The sequence below is a fragment of the Mesorhizobium sp. M0174 genome (assembly GCF_040322275.1).
Taxonomy (GTDB): Bacteria; Pseudomonadota; Alphaproteobacteria; order Rhizobiales; family Rhizobiaceae; genus Mesorhizobium.
Genome location: NZ_JAMYTB010000004.1, coordinates 452,042 through 469,067 on the forward strand (window position 1 = coordinate 452,042; position 17,026 = coordinate 469,067).

The 17,026-nt window shown below is 63.8% G+C and carries 13 protein-coding genes and 1 pseudogene; 4 read left to right on the forward strand and 10 right to left on the reverse strand.

The features are described from left to right. Positions 1 to 165 precede the first annotated feature (165 nt). On the forward strand, positions 166 to 1,251 hold the full coding sequence (locus NKJ13_RS11735) for a PLP-dependent cysteine synthase family protein (RefSeq protein ID WP_352508625.1): 1,086 nt from the start codon (positions 166 to 168) through the stop codon (positions 1,249 to 1,251). A gap of 25 nt (positions 1,252 to 1,276) precedes the next feature. After that, the gene (locus NKJ13_RS11740) at positions 1,277 to 2,764 is read left to right on the forward strand and encodes a pyridoxal phosphate-dependent decarboxylase family protein (protein ID WP_352777757.1); all 1,488 of its coding nucleotides are present in this window, start codon (positions 1,277 to 1,279) and stop codon (positions 2,762 to 2,764) included. Between the two features lie 49 nt (positions 2,765 to 2,813). Here NKJ13_RS11740 and NKJ13_RS11745 read toward each other — a convergent pair whose 3' ends face one another. From NKJ13_RS11745 to NKJ13_RS11760, 4 genes are all read right to left on the reverse strand, one after another. Then, positions 2,814 to 4,454 (reverse strand): ABC transporter substrate-binding protein, encoded by a 1,641-nt coding sequence (locus NKJ13_RS11745; RefSeq protein ID WP_352737870.1) that lies wholly within the window; start codon positions 4,452 to 4,454, stop codon positions 2,814 to 2,816. Positions 4,455 to 4,665: 211 nt separating this feature from the next. Next, positions 4,666 to 5,667, reverse strand: coding sequence for an alpha/beta hydrolase (locus NKJ13_RS11750; RefSeq protein WP_352777760.1), 1,002 nt, complete (start codon positions 5,665 to 5,667; stop codon positions 4,666 to 4,668). Positions 5,668 to 5,683: 16 nt separating this feature from the next. Further along, entirely contained in the window at positions 5,684 to 6,361 is a 678-nt protein-coding gene (locus NKJ13_RS11755; RefSeq protein WP_352737872.1) for an isochorismatase family protein, read from the reverse strand. A gap of 352 nt (positions 6,362 to 6,713) precedes the next feature. Further along, the gene (locus tag NKJ13_RS11760) at positions 6,714 to 8,018 is read right to left on the reverse strand and encodes a M24 family metallopeptidase (RefSeq protein ID WP_352737873.1); all 1,305 of its coding nucleotides are present in this window, start codon (positions 8,016 to 8,018) and stop codon (positions 6,714 to 6,716) included. A gap of 267 nt (positions 8,019 to 8,285) precedes the next feature. On the opposite strand from NKJ13_RS11760, the pseudogene NKJ13_RS11765 reads away from it, so the two are divergent. Beyond that, positions 8,286 to 8,567, forward strand: a pseudogene (locus NKJ13_RS11765) (GIY-YIG nuclease family protein); the annotation flags it as partial. Between the two features lie 137 nt (positions 8,568 to 8,704). On the opposite strand, the gene NKJ13_RS11770 reads toward NKJ13_RS11765, so the two are convergent. The 6 genes from NKJ13_RS11770 to NKJ13_RS11795 form a co-directional block, all read right to left on the reverse strand. After that, on the reverse strand, positions 8,705 to 9,682 hold the full coding sequence (locus NKJ13_RS11770; protein ID WP_352737874.1) for a GlxA family transcriptional regulator: 978 nt from the start codon (positions 9,680 to 9,682) through the stop codon (positions 8,705 to 8,707). Positions 9,683 to 10,006: 324 nt separating this feature from the next. Continuing rightward, positions 10,007 to 11,188: a cystathionine gamma-synthase gene (locus NKJ13_RS11775; protein ID WP_352777763.1), complete on the reverse strand. Its 1,182-nt coding sequence runs from the start codon at positions 11,186 to 11,188 to the stop codon at positions 10,007 to 10,009. Beyond that, complete coding sequence (locus NKJ13_RS11780) at positions 11,185 to 12,609, reverse strand: pyridoxal-phosphate dependent enzyme (protein ID WP_352689815.1); 1,425 nt, start codon at positions 12,607 to 12,609, stop codon at positions 11,185 to 11,187. The genes NKJ13_RS11775 and NKJ13_RS11780 overlap by 4 nt, the downstream gene beginning before the upstream one ends. A 776-nt stretch (positions 12,610 to 13,385) precedes the next feature. Next, entirely contained in the window at positions 13,386 to 14,732 is a 1,347-nt protein-coding gene (locus NKJ13_RS11785; protein WP_352737876.1) for an FAD/NAD(P)-binding protein, read from the reverse strand. Between the two features lie 49 nt (positions 14,733 to 14,781). Next, positions 14,782 to 15,234, reverse strand: a complete 453-nt coding sequence (locus NKJ13_RS11790) for an RrF2 family transcriptional regulator (RefSeq protein ID WP_352476864.1) — start codon at positions 15,232 to 15,234, stop codon at positions 14,782 to 14,784. 147 nt (positions 15,235 to 15,381) lie between these two features. Then, a complete protein-coding gene (locus tag NKJ13_RS11795; protein ID WP_352737877.1) occupies positions 15,382 to 15,573 on the reverse strand; it encodes a hypothetical protein in 192 nt (63 codons plus the stop codon). A 345-nt stretch (positions 15,574 to 15,918) separates the two neighbouring features. Here NKJ13_RS11795 and tauA point away from each other — a divergent pair, with 345 nt between their 5' ends. Further along, on the forward strand, positions 15,919 to 16,932 hold the full coding sequence (gene tauA / locus NKJ13_RS11800; protein ID WP_352701162.1) for a taurine ABC transporter substrate-binding protein: 1,014 nt from the start codon (positions 15,919 to 15,921) through the stop codon (positions 16,930 to 16,932). The last annotated feature ends 94 nt before the right edge of the window (positions 16,933 to 17,026 follow it).

The following is a 17,026-nucleotide window of genomic DNA, read 5'->3' on the forward strand; positions in this document are numbered from 1 at the left end:
CACCAAACGTGACACGGTGCATCCGGCAGCGAATTCCCGCGCCGGATGCTGGCATTGCCGGGAGGCAGATGTAGCGTGGCAAGGTCTCGAAACCTCGCCGCCCAAGCCACCGGTCTGTAACCGGCCCGTGACGACAAGAGACAACGACAACGCGAGGAGATCGACATGTTGCATCAACAGAAAATCAGAACCACCGCCGGGCGCGGCCGTCTGTTCGACAGCATTCTCGACACGGTCGGCGATACGCCGGTGATCCGCATCAATAATCTCGGACCGGACCATGCCACGATCTATGTGAAGGCCGAGTTCTTCAATCCCGCCGCCTCGGTAAAGGACAGGCTGGCACTCAACATCATCGAGGAGGGCGAGCGCAGCGGCGCCTTGAAGCCGGGCCAGACCGTGGTCGAGGCGACCAGCGGCAACACCGGCATCGGCCTTGCCATGGTTTGCGCCCAGAAGGGCTATCCGCTGGTGGTGACGATGGCCGACAGTTTTTCCATCGAACGCCGCAAGCTGATGCGCATGCTGGGCGCCAAGGTGGTGCTGACGCCGCGCGCCCAGAAGGGTTTTGGCATGTACACGAAGGCGGTGGAGCTCGCCGAGGCCAATGGCTGGTTCCTTGCCCGCCAGTTCGAGACCAAGGCCAATGCCGCCATTCACGAAGCGACCACGGCGCGCGAGATCATCAACGATTTCGCCGGCTCGCGGCTCGACTGTTTCGTCACCGGCTATGGCACGGGCGGCACCGTCGCCGGCGTCGGACGCGTGCTGCGCCGCGAGCGGCCGGAGACCCGGATCGTGCTCGCCGAACCGGCCAATGCGCAGCTTATCGGCAGCGGCAAGCCGCAGCAGCGCGGGGCCGGCGGCGCGCCTGCCGCCAGCCATCCAGCGTTCGAGCCGCATCCGATCCAGGGCTGGACGCCCGACTTCATTCCGGACGTGCTGCAGGAGGCGATCGATACAAGCCTCTACGACGACGTGGTGCCGATTGCCGGGCCCGAGGGCATGAAATGGGCCAAGGCGCTGGCGCAGAAGGAAGGGATTTTCACCGGCATCTCCGGCGGGGCGACCTTCGCGGTGGCGCGGCAGATCGCGGAAAAGGCGCTACCCGGCTCGGTGATCCTGTGCATGCTTCCCGACACCGGCGAGCGTTACATGACCACGCCGCTGTTCGACGGCATCGAAGCGGAGATGGACGCCGAGGAGACCGCGCTTTCGCAGTCGACGCCCGGCTGCCAGTTTCCGGCGTGACGGCGGCACATCGGGAGCGGCCTGCATGGACACGAAACCTGGATTGGCCGTCACGGCCAGCGAGGAAACGCTTGACCCCTCGAACTGGGCCGATGTGCAGGTCCTGTCGCATCGGATCGTCGACGATGCCGTCGCTTACCTGCGCGATGTCAGAGAGCGTCCGGTGTGGCAGGAGATGCCGGTTGATGTGAGGACCTTCTTCACATCGCCGCTGCCGCGTTCGCCGGCGCCGCTGGCAGAAATCTATGGCGACGTCACCAGGAGCCTGATGCCCTATCCGATGGGCAATATCCATCCGCGCTTCTGGTCCTGGTATATGGGTTCGAGCAATTTCACCGGCGCGCTCGGCGATTTCCTGGCGGCGATCCAGGGCTCCAACCTCGGCGGCGGCAATCATGCCGCCGCGCTGATGGACAACCAGGTCGTCGACTGGTGCAAGGAAATGATGGGCTTTCCGCAATCGGCCAGCGGCACACTGGTCAGCGGCGGCTCGATGGCCAACATCATCGGTCTGACCGTGGCGCGCAACGCCAAGGCCGGCATCGACATACGCGAGCACGGCGTTGCCGGCATCGACAAGCCACTGCGTTTCTACGGCTCCGACCAGCTTCACTCCTGCCATCGCAAGGCGATGGAGGCGCTCGGCCTCGGCAACCGGGCGCTGCGCCGCATCCCGAGCGATGCCGGGCTGCGGATCGACATCGCTGCGTTGCGGGCGGCGATCGCCGAGGACCGTGACGCCGGTTTCAAGCCGGCCTGCGTAATCGGTACGGCCGGCACGGTGAACACCGGCGCAATCGACGATCTGCAAGCGCTGGCCGACCTGGCGGCAAAAGAGGATCTGTGGTTTCACGTCGATGGCTGCATCGGCGCCTTGCTTGCGATTGCGCCGGACAATTCGCATCGCGTTGCCGGCATCGAGCACGCCCACTCAATCGCGCTCGATCCGCATAAATGGCTGCACGCGCCCTTCGAGGTCGGCTGCGCGCTGATCCGGGATGCCTCCGCGCATCGCCGCACGTTCGCGGTGACGCCGGAATATCTGGAATCGACGCCGCGCGGCCTGGCCTCCGGCCAATGGCTGCACGACTACGGCTTGCAGACGTCACGCGGCTTCCGGGCGCTGAAGGTGTGGATGGCGCTGAGAGAACATGGCATCGAAAAGTTCGGCGGGCTGATCGACCAGAACATCGCGCAAGGGCACTATCTCGGTCAGCTGATCGAGGCCGAACCGGCGCTCGAGCTGGTGGCGCCGGTGAACATCAACATCGTCTGCTTTGGTTATCGCGCCGATGGGTTGGACGCTGAGCGCCTGAAAGCGCTCAATACCGAGATCATGCTGAGGCTGCAGGAAGAAGGCATCGCCGCCATTTCCGACACGACGGTGCATGGCCAACATTGCCTCAGGGTCGCCATCAACAACCACCGTACCCGGCGCGACGATCTGGACCTGCTGGTGCGGGAAACGGTGCGCCTCGGGCGGGAGATTTCAAGGGCGGGCACCGCCGGGTGACGCTGGCTTCCGCTGCCTTGCGCGCCGGCCTTCCGTCGGGCGGCACGAGTCACGCCTCGAGCCAGACCTTCTCGAAATGCTGCTCGAGCGACTGGTGCTGCTCGCAGCCATGGACGCCCTTGCGGTAGGTGCGGTAGACCGAGCGCCAGTAGGGCTGGATGATGATGCCGGAATCGCGGAGATTCTGCTCGATCTTCGCCATGATCTCCTTGCGGGCACCGGCATCGGGCATCGCCAGCGCCTTGTCGAGTAGGCTGTCGAATTCCGGATTGGCGTAGGCGCTCTCGTTCCAGGCGGCACCCGATTTGTAGGCCAGCGCCAGCACCTGCACGCCCAGCGGCCGGCCGAGCCATTCGGTGCAGGAGAACGGATATTTGCTCCAGTCGTTCCAGAAGGTGGCGGCCGGCAGCACCGTGCGCTTGATCTTCAGCCCAGCTTCGCGCATCTGCGCTGCGATGGCGTCGCCGGTGGTCTTTTGCCAGTCGACGTCGACCGAAATGAGCTCGTATTCGTGATCGGCCTTGCCGGCCTCGGCGAGCAGGGCCTTGGCTTGATCGATGTTGCGCACGGCTGGGCCGATATCGGCATATTCGGGATGCATCGGCCCGACATGATGGTTCTCGGCCGGCTTGCCGCGGTTGTCCATGCCGATCTTCAGCACAGCGGCGTTGTCGACGGCGAGCTGGGCGGCGCGGCGCACCTTGATGTCGTCATAGGGCGGATTGGCGACATTGAAACGCGCGACGATCGTCGAGCCGGTGGCGATCTCGGAATTGCTCAGGCCCATGGAGTCCGTCTGCGCAACCGTGTCGGAGGCGGTTTCGTGGTCGGTGTCGATCTCGCCCGATTCGAAGGCAGACAGCATGGCGTTGGGATCGGAACCGTAGTCGACCCATTTGATGCCGTCGAGGTAGAATTCGCCCTTCCACCATGGCTTGTCCTTGCGGCGGACTTCGGCGCCGACCTCGGCGTCCCATGCCACGAGTTCGCACGGCCCGGTGGTGATCGCCAATGCCTTCATCGGGTCGCCGTCGCCTTCATAGCTGCGGTGCATGATCAGCGCCGGATAGTCGGCCATGCCGGCAATCAGTGAAATGTCGGGCTTGGGCAAATTGAGCCGCACGGTGAAGTCGTCGACGCGTTCGATGCCGCCGTCGACGGCTTTCTTGGTGTCCGCGTTGACCAGCGCGCCCATCCGCGCGGCGACAGAATTGCCGGCGACGGACGCATCGCACCAGCGCGTCAGATTGTGAATGACATCGTCGGCGTTGAAGGTGTCGCCATTCGACCAGTTGACGCCTTTGCGGACATGCAGCGTCAGCACGCGGGCATCGTCGCTGGTCTCCCAGCTCTCGAGCAGCCATGGCTCGAAGGTGAAGTCGCGGTTCCAGCGCACCAGATATTCATTACACTGGCGGGCGACGTTGGACATCTCGACGCCGTCGAAGGTGCGCGGATCCTTCCAGCCCTTGACGTTCATGGCAACGCGCAAGACGCCACCGCGCTTCGCCTCCTCGGCCCTGGCCGGTGACGGAGCAAGCCCGCCAAGCGCCAGCGCGCCGGCAGCGCTGACACCAAACGCGGCCATGGTGGCGAGATATTCGCGCCGGTTCATCTGGCCCTTCTTGAAGCCGTCGGCGACGGGCGCGGCCTGCGGATGCAATTTCCGATCGGTCAGCATGAACTTCATCGTCGTTCCCTCTTTGTTGGGCGCCTCCGACCGACCGCGCCGCGGGGGTGGTTGCGTTTCGCAGGGCGCCTTACGTGAGGTGATGATAATGCTGGCCTGAGCGGGCAAGTGTTCGGTTTTCCGCAGTTGTTGTGCGCTGTTCCGCAGTGGGGAGCTTGAGGAGAGAGGATTTCTGCGCTTGCCTGGCCGGCATGAGAGCCGCACTCCGCCGTCACTCCGGCCACTTACCCCCGCCCAGCGCGGCTATAGCCGCGACGATGCGATCAACGGCCTCGCTGGCGCGCGGCACGGTCTTGCGGGCGCGCAGGAAACTGTGCACGAGGCGCGGCTCCTCGCGCCACCATGCCTTACCGCCGGCGGCAAGGATGCGGTCGCGATAGGTCTGGCCGTCCGATGACAGCGGATCGCATTGCGCGGTGACGATTACCGTCGGCGGCAGGCTGGAGAAGTCGCTATCGCCAAGTGGCGAAATTGTCGGGTCGTCCGGCGACTGCCCCTTCGCTGCCCGGATATGGCGATAGAATTCGACGTCCCGCAACGTCAGCAGCGGCGCTTCGGCGTGCTCGATATAGGAGCCGGTGCGCGCTTTGCGGTCCAGCTCTGGGCCGTCTAGCTCGTCACCGCCGAGCTCGGGATAGATCAGCACCTGGCCGATCGCGCGGCGAGGATGAGTGCGTGTCGCCTGCGCCACTGCTGCGGCCAGGTTGCCGCCGGCGCTCTCGCCGCAGAGCACGATCGGCAAGCCGGTCGTCGCCGCAGCCCATTCGAACACCGCCAGCGCATCCTCGAAGGCCGCCGGATGCAGATGTTCCGGCGCCAGCCGGTAGTCGGCGGACAGAACCGCAAAGCCGGTGCCGGCGCAGATCTCGGCGCAGATGTCGTCATGGCTGTCGAGCCCGCCAAGCACGAAACCGCCGCCGTGATAATAGACGACCATCGCCTGCGGCGCCGTTCCCGCCATATGGTAACGCCGGACCGGGATCGCACGGTCGCCGACGCTGCTGTCGCTGGCCTTGACGCCGGGTGGATAGGGCTCGCGAAACGCCCGGCACATGGCGTCATAGACCGCCCGCTGCCTGTCGATCGGCATGTAGACGATTTCGGGCGGATACCACTCGTTGACCCTGTCGATATAGGCCCACAGTTCCGGATCGAGCAGCGTTTGGTATTTTCCGCGGTCTTTTATTTCGGGTCGATCGGCTTCGGTGACCATCGCGGCGCGATTCCGCTCAGAGCTCGGCATAGAGCCGGGCGGCGTTTTCGTAGCTGAAACGCAGCGGCACTGAGCCCTCGACCTGCCAGGCATCGACCGTCTCGCCGGCCAGCAGCCGGCAGGCGGCCTCGGTGGTGGTGACGGCGCCGCCATAGAGCCGGTTGGCGAGGTTGAGAATGGCCGTCTGGTGCATCGCCGAGCTGCCGCTGCCGCAGGCATCCTTGACCAGCAGCACGCGAAACCCGAGCGCCACCGCATCTTTGACGGTGGCATCGATGCAGGCCTCGGTCCAGACGCCGGCGACGACCAGCCACTCGATGCCGTCGGCCTTGAGCCGCCCGGCGGCAGGCCCCGCGCGGAAGGCGCTGGCATCGGTCTTGACCAGCATCGTCTCGCCGGCTGCAGGCGCCACTTCCGGACAGATCGCCGTCAGCGGATCGTCCTTGTCGGAAAAGGCCGACTTGCCGTTGGCCTCGACCGGGTGGAACGGCCGTGCTGTGGCGAGATCGACGACATAGGCCCAGTGATACAACGGCACATGATTGGCCCGTGCCGCTGCCTGCAGGCGCTGTACGTTGGCGAGGATATCGCCATAGCCTTCGACCAGATAGCGCTTGTCCCGCCGATGCTCCTCCTGGAGATCGATGAACACCGCCGCCGCCTTGCCGGACTTGATCGAGATCGGGCTTTTCATGCAAAACTGCCTGGCTTCCCGGCCAACGCTGTTCCTTTCGGTGGGCTACCGCAAGCCGTGGAGATTGGGCGACGCCTAGCCAGCTTCGTCATCTCAGGGCGAAGCAGGAGCGAAGCTCCGTCGCGGAGACCCTGGGATCCATTCCGTGACGGCTGCCGAGGAATGCGGCGGAACAGAATCCTGCACCGCAGCAGCGTTCTGAAGTCACGGCATGGATCCTGGGGTCTGCGCCGCGTCGCTGCGCTCCTTGCTCCGCCCCAGGATGACGAAGCAAAGGGTGTTTCCGACAGTCGCCAAAGCGTGCGACCGGCCAAACGCGTCCGTCTATCAAAACTTTGCGAGGGAACGAGCATCAAACCTGTTTCTCCAAGAAATCGTCCTCATAAGGGAACCGCGACAGAAGTTCGGTGCCGGTCTCGGTGATCAGGATCTCGTCCTCCAGCTTGACGCCCTCGCGGCCGCCCTTCTCGCCGATATAGCTTTCGACGCTGACCACCATGCCGGGCACGATGACACCGTCGCGACCATAGGTTTCGTAATCCATGGCGTGCGCGATGAACGGCGTCTCGCCATGCATGCCGACGCCGTGCATGACCGAGGTGTAGCGCTGGTCGACGAAGCGGTCGGGAATTTTCCAGGCCTTTTCGGCAATCTCGCGAAACGTCATACCCGGCTTGACGACCCCGATATTGTGCTGAACCTGGTCGTGCGCCATCTTGTAGAGCGACTTCTGGTAATCCGTCGGCCTGCCCGGGCCGCAGCGGAAGGTGCGCGAGAAGTCCGAATAATAGCCGTAGCAGCCGATCGTGTCGGTATCGAGCGCCAAGAGTTCGCCCGGCCTGATCTTGCGGCCGCTCGCTTCGTTGAACCAAGGATTGGTGCGCTGGCCCGAGGTCAGCAAACGGGTTTCGATGAACTCGCCGCCTTGGCGGATCACCTCGCCATACATGATGGCGAACAGCTCGTTTTCGGAAACGCCTGGCTTGATCGCCTCGCGCACGGCATAGACGGCGGCCTCGGCGCCGGCCATCGACACCTGCAGGCATTTTACTTCCTCGGGCGTCTTGACCGCGCGCACCGCCAAAATCTCGCCCTGGCAATCGCGGACGTCGCAGCCGCGCTTTTTGAGCGCCAGCGCCTGCAGATGGCTGCAGCGGTCGAGGCCGAGCTTCATCGAGCCGCCGCCATGCGCCTTGAGCAAATCGGCGATCTCGTCGGCGAAGGGACCCGCGGTTTCGTCGTCGCGGCCCGACACCGAAGACCATACCAGCTTGGACGGACGCGCCTCGTCGATCGTGTCGAGCACCATCGAGACATGGTAGCTCTGCGGATATTCGAACAGCACGATCGGCCCTTCGGTGGGGATGAAGAAGTAGCGCGTCGAGTTGCGCAGGAAATAGCCGAACATGTTGCGCGAACCGGTGGCGTAACGCTGGTTGTAGGGGTCGAACAAAACGACGCCGCCATAGCCGGCCTCGCGCATCCAGGCACGCAGCTTGGCAAGGCGCCCCTTGCGCAGCGCGTCGGCGTCGATGAAGGACGGCTCGGTATCGGACAGCCACATGCCGCCGGCCGGATCGGCCGCCGCCGGATGGCGCATGCGGTCCTTGAAGTCGACGTCCTCGGTGCTGTCGGGGTCAAAAACGACAATGCTCATGGGTGCCTCCTGGAAGCGGCGAGGATGGGCCAAGGGTGGCGCAAAGTCTGTGCGAAATCCCGCAGGTGTTGTGCCGGATGCCGCTAGGCGGCAGCCCCCTTCAATTACCTCGGCGATTGACTGTGGGCCCGAACGTTTTCGTCATCCTAGGGCGGAGCAAGGAGCGAAGCGACGCAGCGCAGACCCTAGGATCCATGCCGTGACATTGGTCGTAGAATGCGGCGGAATGGCGCTTGTGCGCGCATCGATGCTCGCTACCCTGAAACCATGACCGGCTACGTTTACATGACCGCAAGCCAGAAGCGCGGCACGATCTATATCGGGGTTACGAATGATCTCGGCCGCCGCATGCCGGAGCACAAATCCGGCGAGGGCTCGCGGTTCACCAGCCGCTACGGTGTGCAGCGTCTGGTCTGGTATGAGGAACATTTCGACATTGTCGACGCCATCCAGCGCGAGAAGTCGCTGAAGCGCTGGCCACGCCAATGGAAGATCGAGCTCATCGAGAAGACCAATCCGGAATGGTTCGAGCTTTTTCGCGGGACGGGTCCGCAGGCGCACTGCCGCGAGGTAACGGCATGGATCCCAGGGTCCGCGCCGCGTCGCTTCGCTCCTTGCTCCGCCCTGGGATGACGAAGTGGAGGGGTGTTCGGCCAATCTCCGACGTTTGCGGCTTGCAGAGGCCCCTAATGCCTCCGCATCACCTTCGGCGCATGCCCATGCTCTTCCCGAAACGCGCGGGCAAAGCTCGACATCGAGGCAAAGCCGCAGGCGAGCGCCACGTCGCGCACCATCAGCGTGGAATGCGCCAGCAGGTCGGCGGCACGCTTCAGCCGCAGCCGGCGGTAGTAGCCGTTGGGCGAAATGCTGAGCTCGGAGCGAAAATTGCGTTCGAGCTTGTCGGAGGAGACGCCAAGCCTATTCGCCAACTCCGCCATGCCGAGCCGTTCCTCCACTGCATCCTCCATGATGGCGATGGCCGACAGCACCAGTTCATTCTGCACGCCGGTGCGTAAGCGCAGCGGCATCAGCTTGCGGTCGACGCTGGAGCGCAGCGGGCTGTGCACGAACCACTCGGCGACGCCGGCCGACAGCTCGGCGCCATAATCGCGGGTGATGATCTCCAGCATCATGTCGAGGCTGCCGACACCGCCGGCCGAGGTGAAGCGCTTGCGGTCGATGACGTAGAGATCGCGCCTGAGCTCGATGTCGGGAAAGGCCTCGGTGAAGGCGGCCTGGCTGGTCCAGTGCAAGGTGCAGGCATGGCCGTCGAGCAGGCCCGCGCGGGCAAGGAAGAACGCCGCATCCGCCACAGCACCGATATGGGCGCCACCGCGCAGGCTCTTGCGGATCCAGCTCACGGCATCGTACGCGACGAGATGATCGGCATCTCCGCCCGAGCAGACGACGATGCGATCGACCTTCGGCGCGTCATGGGCGGAAAAGCCGGGCTGGATGACGACGCCGTTCGAAGCCTCGACCGGGCCTTCGGCGGCGCCGACAATGATCCAGCGATAATAGTCCCGCTTGGCCAGCACGTTGGCGGCGCGGAGCGGCTCGATGACCGAACTGAACGCCATCATCGGAAAGCCGGGGAAGACGAGGATGGCGAAGGTGAGCGGGGTGTCGCTTGCCGTCGGTTGGTTGCGTTGTCGGTTGTCCATAGCTTCCGGAGCCAGGCAGCAAGGTGGATCAGGAAGCTACAATTCTGCCAGATGGCGCCAAGGTCAACGGAATAGAATGTAAGACACATGGATGGATGCAGAACAAGCGCCGCTCGTTGGCGATCCTTCACGCCCCCTTCTGTCCTGCCGGACATCTCCCCCTCGAGGGGGGAGATTGGCAGCTTCGCCGTCCCGTCCGTGTTTCAGTGTTGGAGGTTGGCGAAAGCGCAAGATGACGGCCAATCTCACCCCTCGTGGCCGAGATGCCCGGTAGGGCAGAGGCGCACTGTCCGCCGACGTCTCGCAAGGTTCTTGTTGCCGGGCTCAACTCGCGAGCGCCTGATCTAGATCCGCAATCAGATCATCACCATCCTCGATCCCGGCCGACAAGCGCACCAGCGAATCGGATATCCCGATCTCGGCGCGTTTTTTCGCCGGGATCGAGCCGTGCGTCATCAGCGCCGGGTGCTCGATCAGGCTTTCGACACCGCCGAGGCTTTCGGCCAGCGTGAACAGTTGCGTGTGTTCGAGGAAGCGCTTGGTGCCGGCGAGGTCGCGGTCGAGCTCGACGGTGATCATACCGCCGAAGGCGTGCATCTGCCGCCTGGCGATGGCGTGCTGCGGATGGCTGGGCAGGCCGGGATAGATGACACGACGGATGTCGGGGCGGCCTTCCAGCCAGTGCGCGATCTTCTGGCCGTTCGACGAATGGCGCTCCATCCTGAGCGCCAGCGTCTTCAAGCCGCGCAGCGCCAGGAAACTGTCGAACGGCCCGGAAATGGCACCGATGGCGTTCTGCAGGAATTTCAGCCGCTCAGTGAGATCCTTGTTGTCGCCGACCACGGCGACGCCGCCGACCATGTCGGAATGGCCATTGAGGTATTTGGTCGTCGAATGGACTGATATGTCGATGCCGAGCTCCAGCGGCCGCTGCAGATAGGGGCTGCAGAAGGTGTTGTCGGCGACCGAAAGCACGCCTTTGTGCCTGGCCAGTGCCGCGACCGCTTCCAGATCGACGACACGCAGCAGCGGATTGGTCGGCGTCTCAACCCAGAGCAGCTTGGTCTCGGGGCGGATCGCCGCCTCGACGGCGGCAAGATCGGTGAAGTCGACGAAGTCGACCTGCAAATTGGCCGAGCGCTTGCGCACCCGCTCGAGCAATCGGAACGTGCCGCCATAGATGTCGTCGGTGGCGACGATATGCGCGCCTGAATCGAGCAGTTCAAACACCGTGGCGATCGCCGCCAGCCCCGAAGCGAAGGCGAAAGCGGCTGTGCCGCTTTCGAGGTCGGCCACAGCGCGTTCGAAGGCAAAGCGGGTCGGGTTCTGGCTGCGGGCATATTCAAAGCCCTTGTGCACGCCCGGGCTCTGCTGGCCATAGGTCGAGGTGGCGTAGATCGGCACCATCACCGCGCCCGTCGTCGGGTCGTGGCTCTGGCCGCCATGGATGGTGCGGGTCGAGAAGGCGAGGCGGTTTTTGCCCGATACAGTGGCTTTTATGGTCATCGGGCGCGCCTCAGATGGTTGATCAGGTCGATGCGGGTTATCAGGCCAATAAATTCGTCGCCGTCGAAGACGATGGCGACCTCGTTGCGGTCGAACACCGGCAACAGCGCGTCCAGCGTCTGGCTGGCCTGCAGCGTATGCAGATTGGAGGTCATCGCCGTACGAACCGGGGCCTTGAAGCGGTCCCAGCGGCTGTCATAGGGGCCTTCGACCTTGGCCAGGATATCGCTTTCGTCGATGATGCCGACGAGCTTGCCCTCGTCCAGCACCGGCAGTTGCGAGACATCCGAGCGGCGCATGCGGCCATAGGCGTTGAGCAGGCTTTCGTCGGGGCCGACGGACACGACATCGCCGGTGCGGAGCGTGCGCATCACCAGGTCGCGCAGGTCGCCATGCTGCTCGTGCTCGGCAAGGCCCTGCTCGGCCAGCCAGAAATCGTCGAAGACTTTCGACAGGTACTTGTTGCCGCTGTCGCAGACGAACGTGACGACGCGCTTCGGCACGGTCTGCTCGCGGCAATAGCGGAGTGCTGCCGAAAGCAGCGTGCCGGACGACGAGCCGGCGAGAATGCCTTCCTTCGAAAGCAGGTCGCGCACCGCAAGCATGCTCTGCTTGTCGGGGATGGAGTAGGCCTTCCTGACCAGCGACAGATCGGCGTTGGGCGGCACGAAATCCTCGCCGATGCCTTCGACGGTCCAGCTTCCGGCCTCTACCATCTTGCCGGTCTTGATCAGGGGCGCCAGCACCGAGCCGACCGGATCAGCGAGCACCATCTCGGTCTTCGGCGAGACTTTCGCAAAGTAGCGGCCGAGCCCGGTCAGTGTGCCGCCGGAGCCGACGCCGACGACCACCGCATCGACATCGCCTTCTAGCTGCTGAAAGATTTCCGGCCCGGTCGTGGTCTCGTGGGCGTGCGGATTGGCCGGGTTGGCAAACTGGTTGGCATAGAAGGCGCCGGGCAGCTCGGCGGCGATCTTTTCGGCCATGTCCTGATAATATTCGGCATGGCCCTTGCCGACATCGGAACGCGTCATGCGCACTTCCGCGCCGAGCGCCCGCAGATGCTGGATCTTTTCGCGCGACATCTTGTCAGGCACGACAAGGATGATGTGGTAGCCCTTGGGGATGCCGACCTGGGCGAGACCAAGACCGGTGTTGCCGGCGGTCGCCTCGACGATCGTCCCGCCGCGTTTCAGTTTGCCCTGTTTTTCGGCGGCGGCAATCATCGACAGCGCGATGCGGTCCTTGATCGAGCCGCCGGGATTCTGGCTTTCGAGCTTGATGAACAGCCGGCACTTGCCGATGTCGAACTTGGTCAGCTCGACGACCGGCGTCTGCCCGATCAGGTCGAGAACCGAGGCATAGGGCGGGCGCAGGCGGGACGATGCATCGTCCTGTGCCACGATCTTGTGCTTGCTCATATCAGATGCTCCGTTGCCAGAATGAGCAACCGCCCTGGAAGACGGCAACCTACCGTCTTTTCCAGCCGTTTGCAGTTGGAAAGAAGATAGATCGTGCCAATCCGGCCGCCAGCAGGGGAATGGAATTTCGCGAAAGCTTCGCCGGCTCCAGGCAGGGCAAAAGATTTGCAGAACCTGCTTAGGGTTCAGGCGATCGCGGCCTGGGCTTCGATCTCGATCAGAAAATCCGGATTGCCGAGGCCGGCGACGCGCAGCACCTTGATGATCGGCGGCGCGCCACGGTTTGCCCAGAAGGCCATCCAGGCGCCGAAGGCCGGCCCTATATCCAGGTCGGCGGCGATATAGACCGAGAGGCTGACGAGGTCTTCAGCATCTTGTCGGAAAGCGAAGGGATCAGCCGGCGCAGGTCGGATTAGCGCATCGGCTGTTCCTTGATGCGCGCCAGGATCACCGTCTTCCATTTGCCGCCGAGTGCGTCGAGCGCGAACTCGACCGGACAGCCGTAGAGTCTTCCGCGTTGGGTCATGCCCCATGGTAGGCAAGGCACGGCGACGACGAAAGCAGAATTTGCCCGGTCATCTGACCAGGGTCGCGGCTCGCGGCCGCGCCGGCGACAAAATCCATGGAGGAGAACAAAGACGAGCCTGCGCGACACCAATCCGGTCAATGCGAGACGGCCGAAACCTGTGGCGATCGTCATCGCCTGGCTGTATCGACCACGACGGGCTGGCTGGTCGGCGGTCTTGCATCCGAAATTGCGTCGAGACAAAGGGGCCTTATCCGAGCAACCGCTTGCTCAGCCGCGCGCACTGCACGCGAATATCCGGAATGGCGTCGATCTCGAAGAAGGTGCCGCGCGTCAGCGGCCCGACGGCGAGGATCTTGGCCGATACCGTGCCATCGCCGGCGATGACCTCGCAGTTCGCGGTCACGTCGAGGCCGAGGCGCAGCGGATCCGGCCGTGCCAGCCCACGGTCGACCAGCGACCGTACCACGCTGTTCGAGGTGGTCGAGATGTCCCTGGCGATGCCTGTGCAATCATAGATGCGGGTGACGTCGAACCTTTCGAGCTGCTGCGTGTGGCGCGACTGGACCTGTACGCTGAAGCCGTCGCCGGCGGCGATCTCGACGACGCGCCCGGCGACAAGGCGGATGCGGCCCGCTTGCACCGCCTCGGCAACGCGGGTGTAGACTTCCGGCGCCATGCGATGGCGGTGGATGTCCCACCAGGCCTTGGTGTGCTCAACGAAGCGGCGCTTGGCCGATGACGGCCAGTTCTGCCAGATCTTCTGGTTGAAGGGTCTCAGACCGTCGACCACGTCGCGCCAGTCGATACCGGCCTTCTGGTTTTCCCGGATCAGGTCGCGGAACCAGCCGACGAAATAGGAAAGCTGGGTGCCGAGCGGAATGTCGGCGACGTCGAGCTTGATCGGATTGCCCTTGCGATGCGGCGAAGGCAGCAGGCCGCGCCGCGACACCGCGACGATCGCGCCGCGGTGGCCGCGCTGCTCGAGCGACAGGAAGGCATCGACCATGCTCAAGCCGGTGCCCAGGACCAGGACTTGGGCTTCGGGGTCGAGCGCAGTGTCCGCCTCGGATCCCATCCTGATCGCATGCCCCTGCCCCGCCCCCGGCTCTTCGTCATGCCCGGTGGCGAGCACGGCAAGATGCGCGACCACGCTGGTGCCGTTGGCCAACGCCACCTCGACGCCGGAGGCGGTCGGCGAGATCGACAGGCTCTCCTCGCGGATCAGGCGCAGCCGGCCCGTGTGCTGCTCACGCGCCTCAAGCTCGTCGAGCAGCTCCTTGAGATAGCGGGCGTAGACGCTGCGCGGCGCATAGACTGGCGCCTGTTCCGGCGTCGCTATGCCGCGTTCAAGCAGCCAGCGCGAGAAATTGCCGGGATCGTCGGCATAGGCGCTCATGCCCAACGCACTGACATTCAGCACATGCGCCGACAGCAGCGTTGAATAGGCCATGCCTTGCCCAAAATGCGGGCGTTTTTCGATCAGGCTGACGCGGAGATCGGGATTGGGCGACTTCAGCAGATGCGCCGCAAGCACGACGCCGCTGGCGCCGCCACCGACAATGATGATCGAATTTGGCGTAACGCGCCCGGTCATACGCACACCAGCTGTGCTGGCGATCGTCGCCGGCTCAGGAGAGATTGGTTCAGGCCTGGATTTTCAACGCCGCCGAAAAGTCTTCGTCGCCGACGATATCGCGCATTTCGGCGAGGCTGCGCTGATCCAGCACCTCGGCGATGGCCTGCCGGACCTCCAGCATCAGGTGTCGGACTTGGCATGTCGCCTCGTTGCAGTCTTCGCAGCGCTGATACTGGGTGCGGCTGGCGCAAGGAATGGGGGCAAGCGGCCCGTCGAGCACGCGCACGACGTGGCCGACCTTGATCTCGTCCGCCGGGCGCGCCAGCCGATAGCCGCCGTCCTTGCCCTTGCGGCTCTGGACGAACCCCGCATTGCGCAATTCGCCAAGAATGGCATCAAGGAACTTCTTCGGAATATTGTTTCCTGTGGCGATGTCGTTGACGAAGGCGAGCTGTCCAACCGGCAGGCGCGCCAGATGGACGAGCGCCTTGAGGCCGTATTTACCTTTTTTCGTGAGCATAACCCGAACGTTTCTCTGTCATGCGATGGCGCAAGGCCACCGGTTGCGAAACGCCTGGCGTGCCTCCCCGCCGCGTCCAAGCTGTCACTACAGATAAATTCTAGTGACATGATATACAAGCTCAGAAACGTTGATTTTGCTTCGTTTTCAAGCCGCAATGGCCATTTTGGTTGGGGCTTGTGCCCTTGCGAGCACAGTAGCCGCCGCGAATGGCACACCGGCAAACTGGCCGGCGGCAGGAATGTCCCGATCGGCTAGGATACCGACGGCAGCTTCTGCCCCTGAATTTGAAGGCCAAAGCATGCCGCGCACGGCAACAAGGAGGGTGGCGTCGCTCATCGTCCTCTCCAATCCTTCAATGTCGATAAGGATACTAGACTTAACCGCGAACACAGGGAACTTGTTTCCAATTTGTTGGCTATTCACAGCATGAATTTGCCGATGCAGGGGCGAACGCGGGAAAATCCTTGCTGCGCGCATGGACGGCGCGGAAGCGGTTCCCGGGCAAGGACGACGATTCTCACCCGGGGCCATCACCCAGAAGTGTGCGAATGGGCAACTGCCATAGCCAGATGACTTTTTCTAACAAGGCCGAACCGATTGGAAGGATTAACTCTACAAGACCAATAGAGTTAGGTGACTATGAGACGCAATCCGGTTTTTCTCGTTTCCAAGGAGCCTTTCATGTCCACCATTTCGCGACGTATCGTTCTCTTGTCTTCGGCGGCCTTGGCTGGTGCCGCCTTTCTCGGCCCAGCCGATGCGCAGGACTTCAAGATCACTATCGGCTACCAGACGGTCGTCGAACCCTCGAAGGTGCCGCAGGCCGACGGCGCCTATGAGAGCGCGACCAAGGCGGCAATCGACTGGCGGAAATTCGATTCCGGCGCCGACGTGATCGCCGCCATCGCTTCCGGTTCGGTCGACATCGGTTATGTCGGCTCGAGCCCGCTGGCGGCGGCGGCGAGCCGCGAGCTTCCAATCCAGACAATCTTCATTGTCGGGCTGATCGGCGAATCCGAGGCCCTTGTCGCCCGCAACGGCGCCGGCATCGAGAAGGCCGCCGACCTTGCCGGCAAGAAGGTGGCGGTGCCCTTCGTTTCGACGACGCATTACAGCCTGCTTGCCGCGCTGAAGCATGAGGGTATCGACCCGAAGTCGGTCGATATTCTCAATCTGCGGCCACCGGAGATCGCGGCGGCATGGGCGCGCGGCGACATCGACGCCGCCTATGTCTGGGATCCGGCACTCGGCCAGATCAAGACGACGGGCAAGGTCGTGCTGGATTCCTCGCAGGTCGCCGCCTGGGGCGCGCCAACCTTCGACGCCTGGATCGTGCGCACCGACTTCGCCGAAAGGAACCCGGAAGCGGTGCGCGACTTCGTCAAAGTAACGGGCGCTGCCTATGCCGACTTCCTGGCCAAGCCGGATCAATGGTCGGTGTCCTCGCCGCAAGCGGCCAAGATCGCCAGGATCACCGGGGCCAAGCTCGAAGACGTGCCGCAACTGCTGAGGGGCTATGTCTTCCCGACGCTCGAGGAGCAAGCCTCGGAAAAGTTCCTCGGTGGCGGCACTGTCAAGGCGGTCGAGGCGACATCGGCCTTCCTCAAGGAGCAGGGCAAGATCGACGCCGTGTTGCCGGATTATTCGAAATACGTGTCGTCGAAATATGTCGGCGAGGCGCTGGCCTCGAATTAGCGGCGGCTCAATACCGCGCGTCCTCCCTTCCCTGACGCGCGTTGCCTGCCCCGGAGCCGCTGACGAGGAACGGCTTCGGGGCAGGCAGGTTCAG

Excerpts from the sequence above, each read along its gene's own strand:
- NKJ13_RS11735 (WP_352508625.1), top strand. The coding sequence starts at position 166 with ATGTTGCATCAACAGAAAATCAGAACCACCGCCGGGCGCGGCCGTCTG.
- NKJ13_RS11740 (WP_352777757.1), top strand. The coding sequence starts at position 1,277 with ATGGACACGAAACCTGGATTGGCCGTCACGGCCAGCGAGGAAACGCTT.
- NKJ13_RS11745 (WP_352737870.1), bottom strand. The coding sequence starts at position 4,454 with ATGAAGTTCATGCTGACCGATCGGAAATTGCATCCGCAGGCCGCGCCC.
- NKJ13_RS11750 (WP_352777760.1), bottom strand. The coding sequence starts at position 5,667 with ATGGTCACCGAAGCCGATCGACCCGAAATAAAAGACCGCGGAAAATAC.
- NKJ13_RS11755 (WP_352737872.1), bottom strand. The coding sequence starts at position 6,361 with ATGAAAAGCCCGATCTCGATCAAGTCCGGCAAGGCGGCGGCGGTGTTC.
- NKJ13_RS11760 (WP_352737873.1), bottom strand. The coding sequence starts at position 8,018 with ATGAGCATTGTCGTTTTTGACCCCGACAGCACCGAGGACGTCGACTTC.
- NKJ13_RS11770 (WP_352737874.1), bottom strand. The coding sequence starts at position 9,682 with ATGGACAACCGACAACGCAACCAACCGACGGCAAGCGACACCCCGCTC.
- NKJ13_RS11775 (WP_352777763.1), bottom strand. The coding sequence starts at position 11,188 with ATGACCATAAAAGCCACTGTATCGGGCAAAAACCGCCTCGCCTTCTCG.
- NKJ13_RS11780 (WP_352689815.1), bottom strand. The coding sequence starts at position 12,609 with ATGAGCAAGCACAAGATCGTGGCACAGGACGATGCATCGTCCCGCCTG.
- NKJ13_RS11785 (WP_352737876.1), bottom strand. The coding sequence starts at position 14,732 with ATGACCGGGCGCGTTACGCCAAATTCGATCATCATTGTCGGTGGCGGC.
- NKJ13_RS11790 (WP_352476864.1), bottom strand. The coding sequence starts at position 15,234 with ATGCTCACGAAAAAAGGTAAATACGGCCTCAAGGCGCTCGTCCATCTG.
- NKJ13_RS11795 (WP_352737877.1), bottom strand. The coding sequence starts at position 15,573 with ATGAGCGACGCCACCCTCCTTGTTGCCGTGCGCGGCATGCTTTGGCCT.
- tauA (WP_352701162.1), top strand. The coding sequence starts at position 15,919 with ATGTCCACCATTTCGCGACGTATCGTTCTCTTGTCTTCGGCGGCCTTG.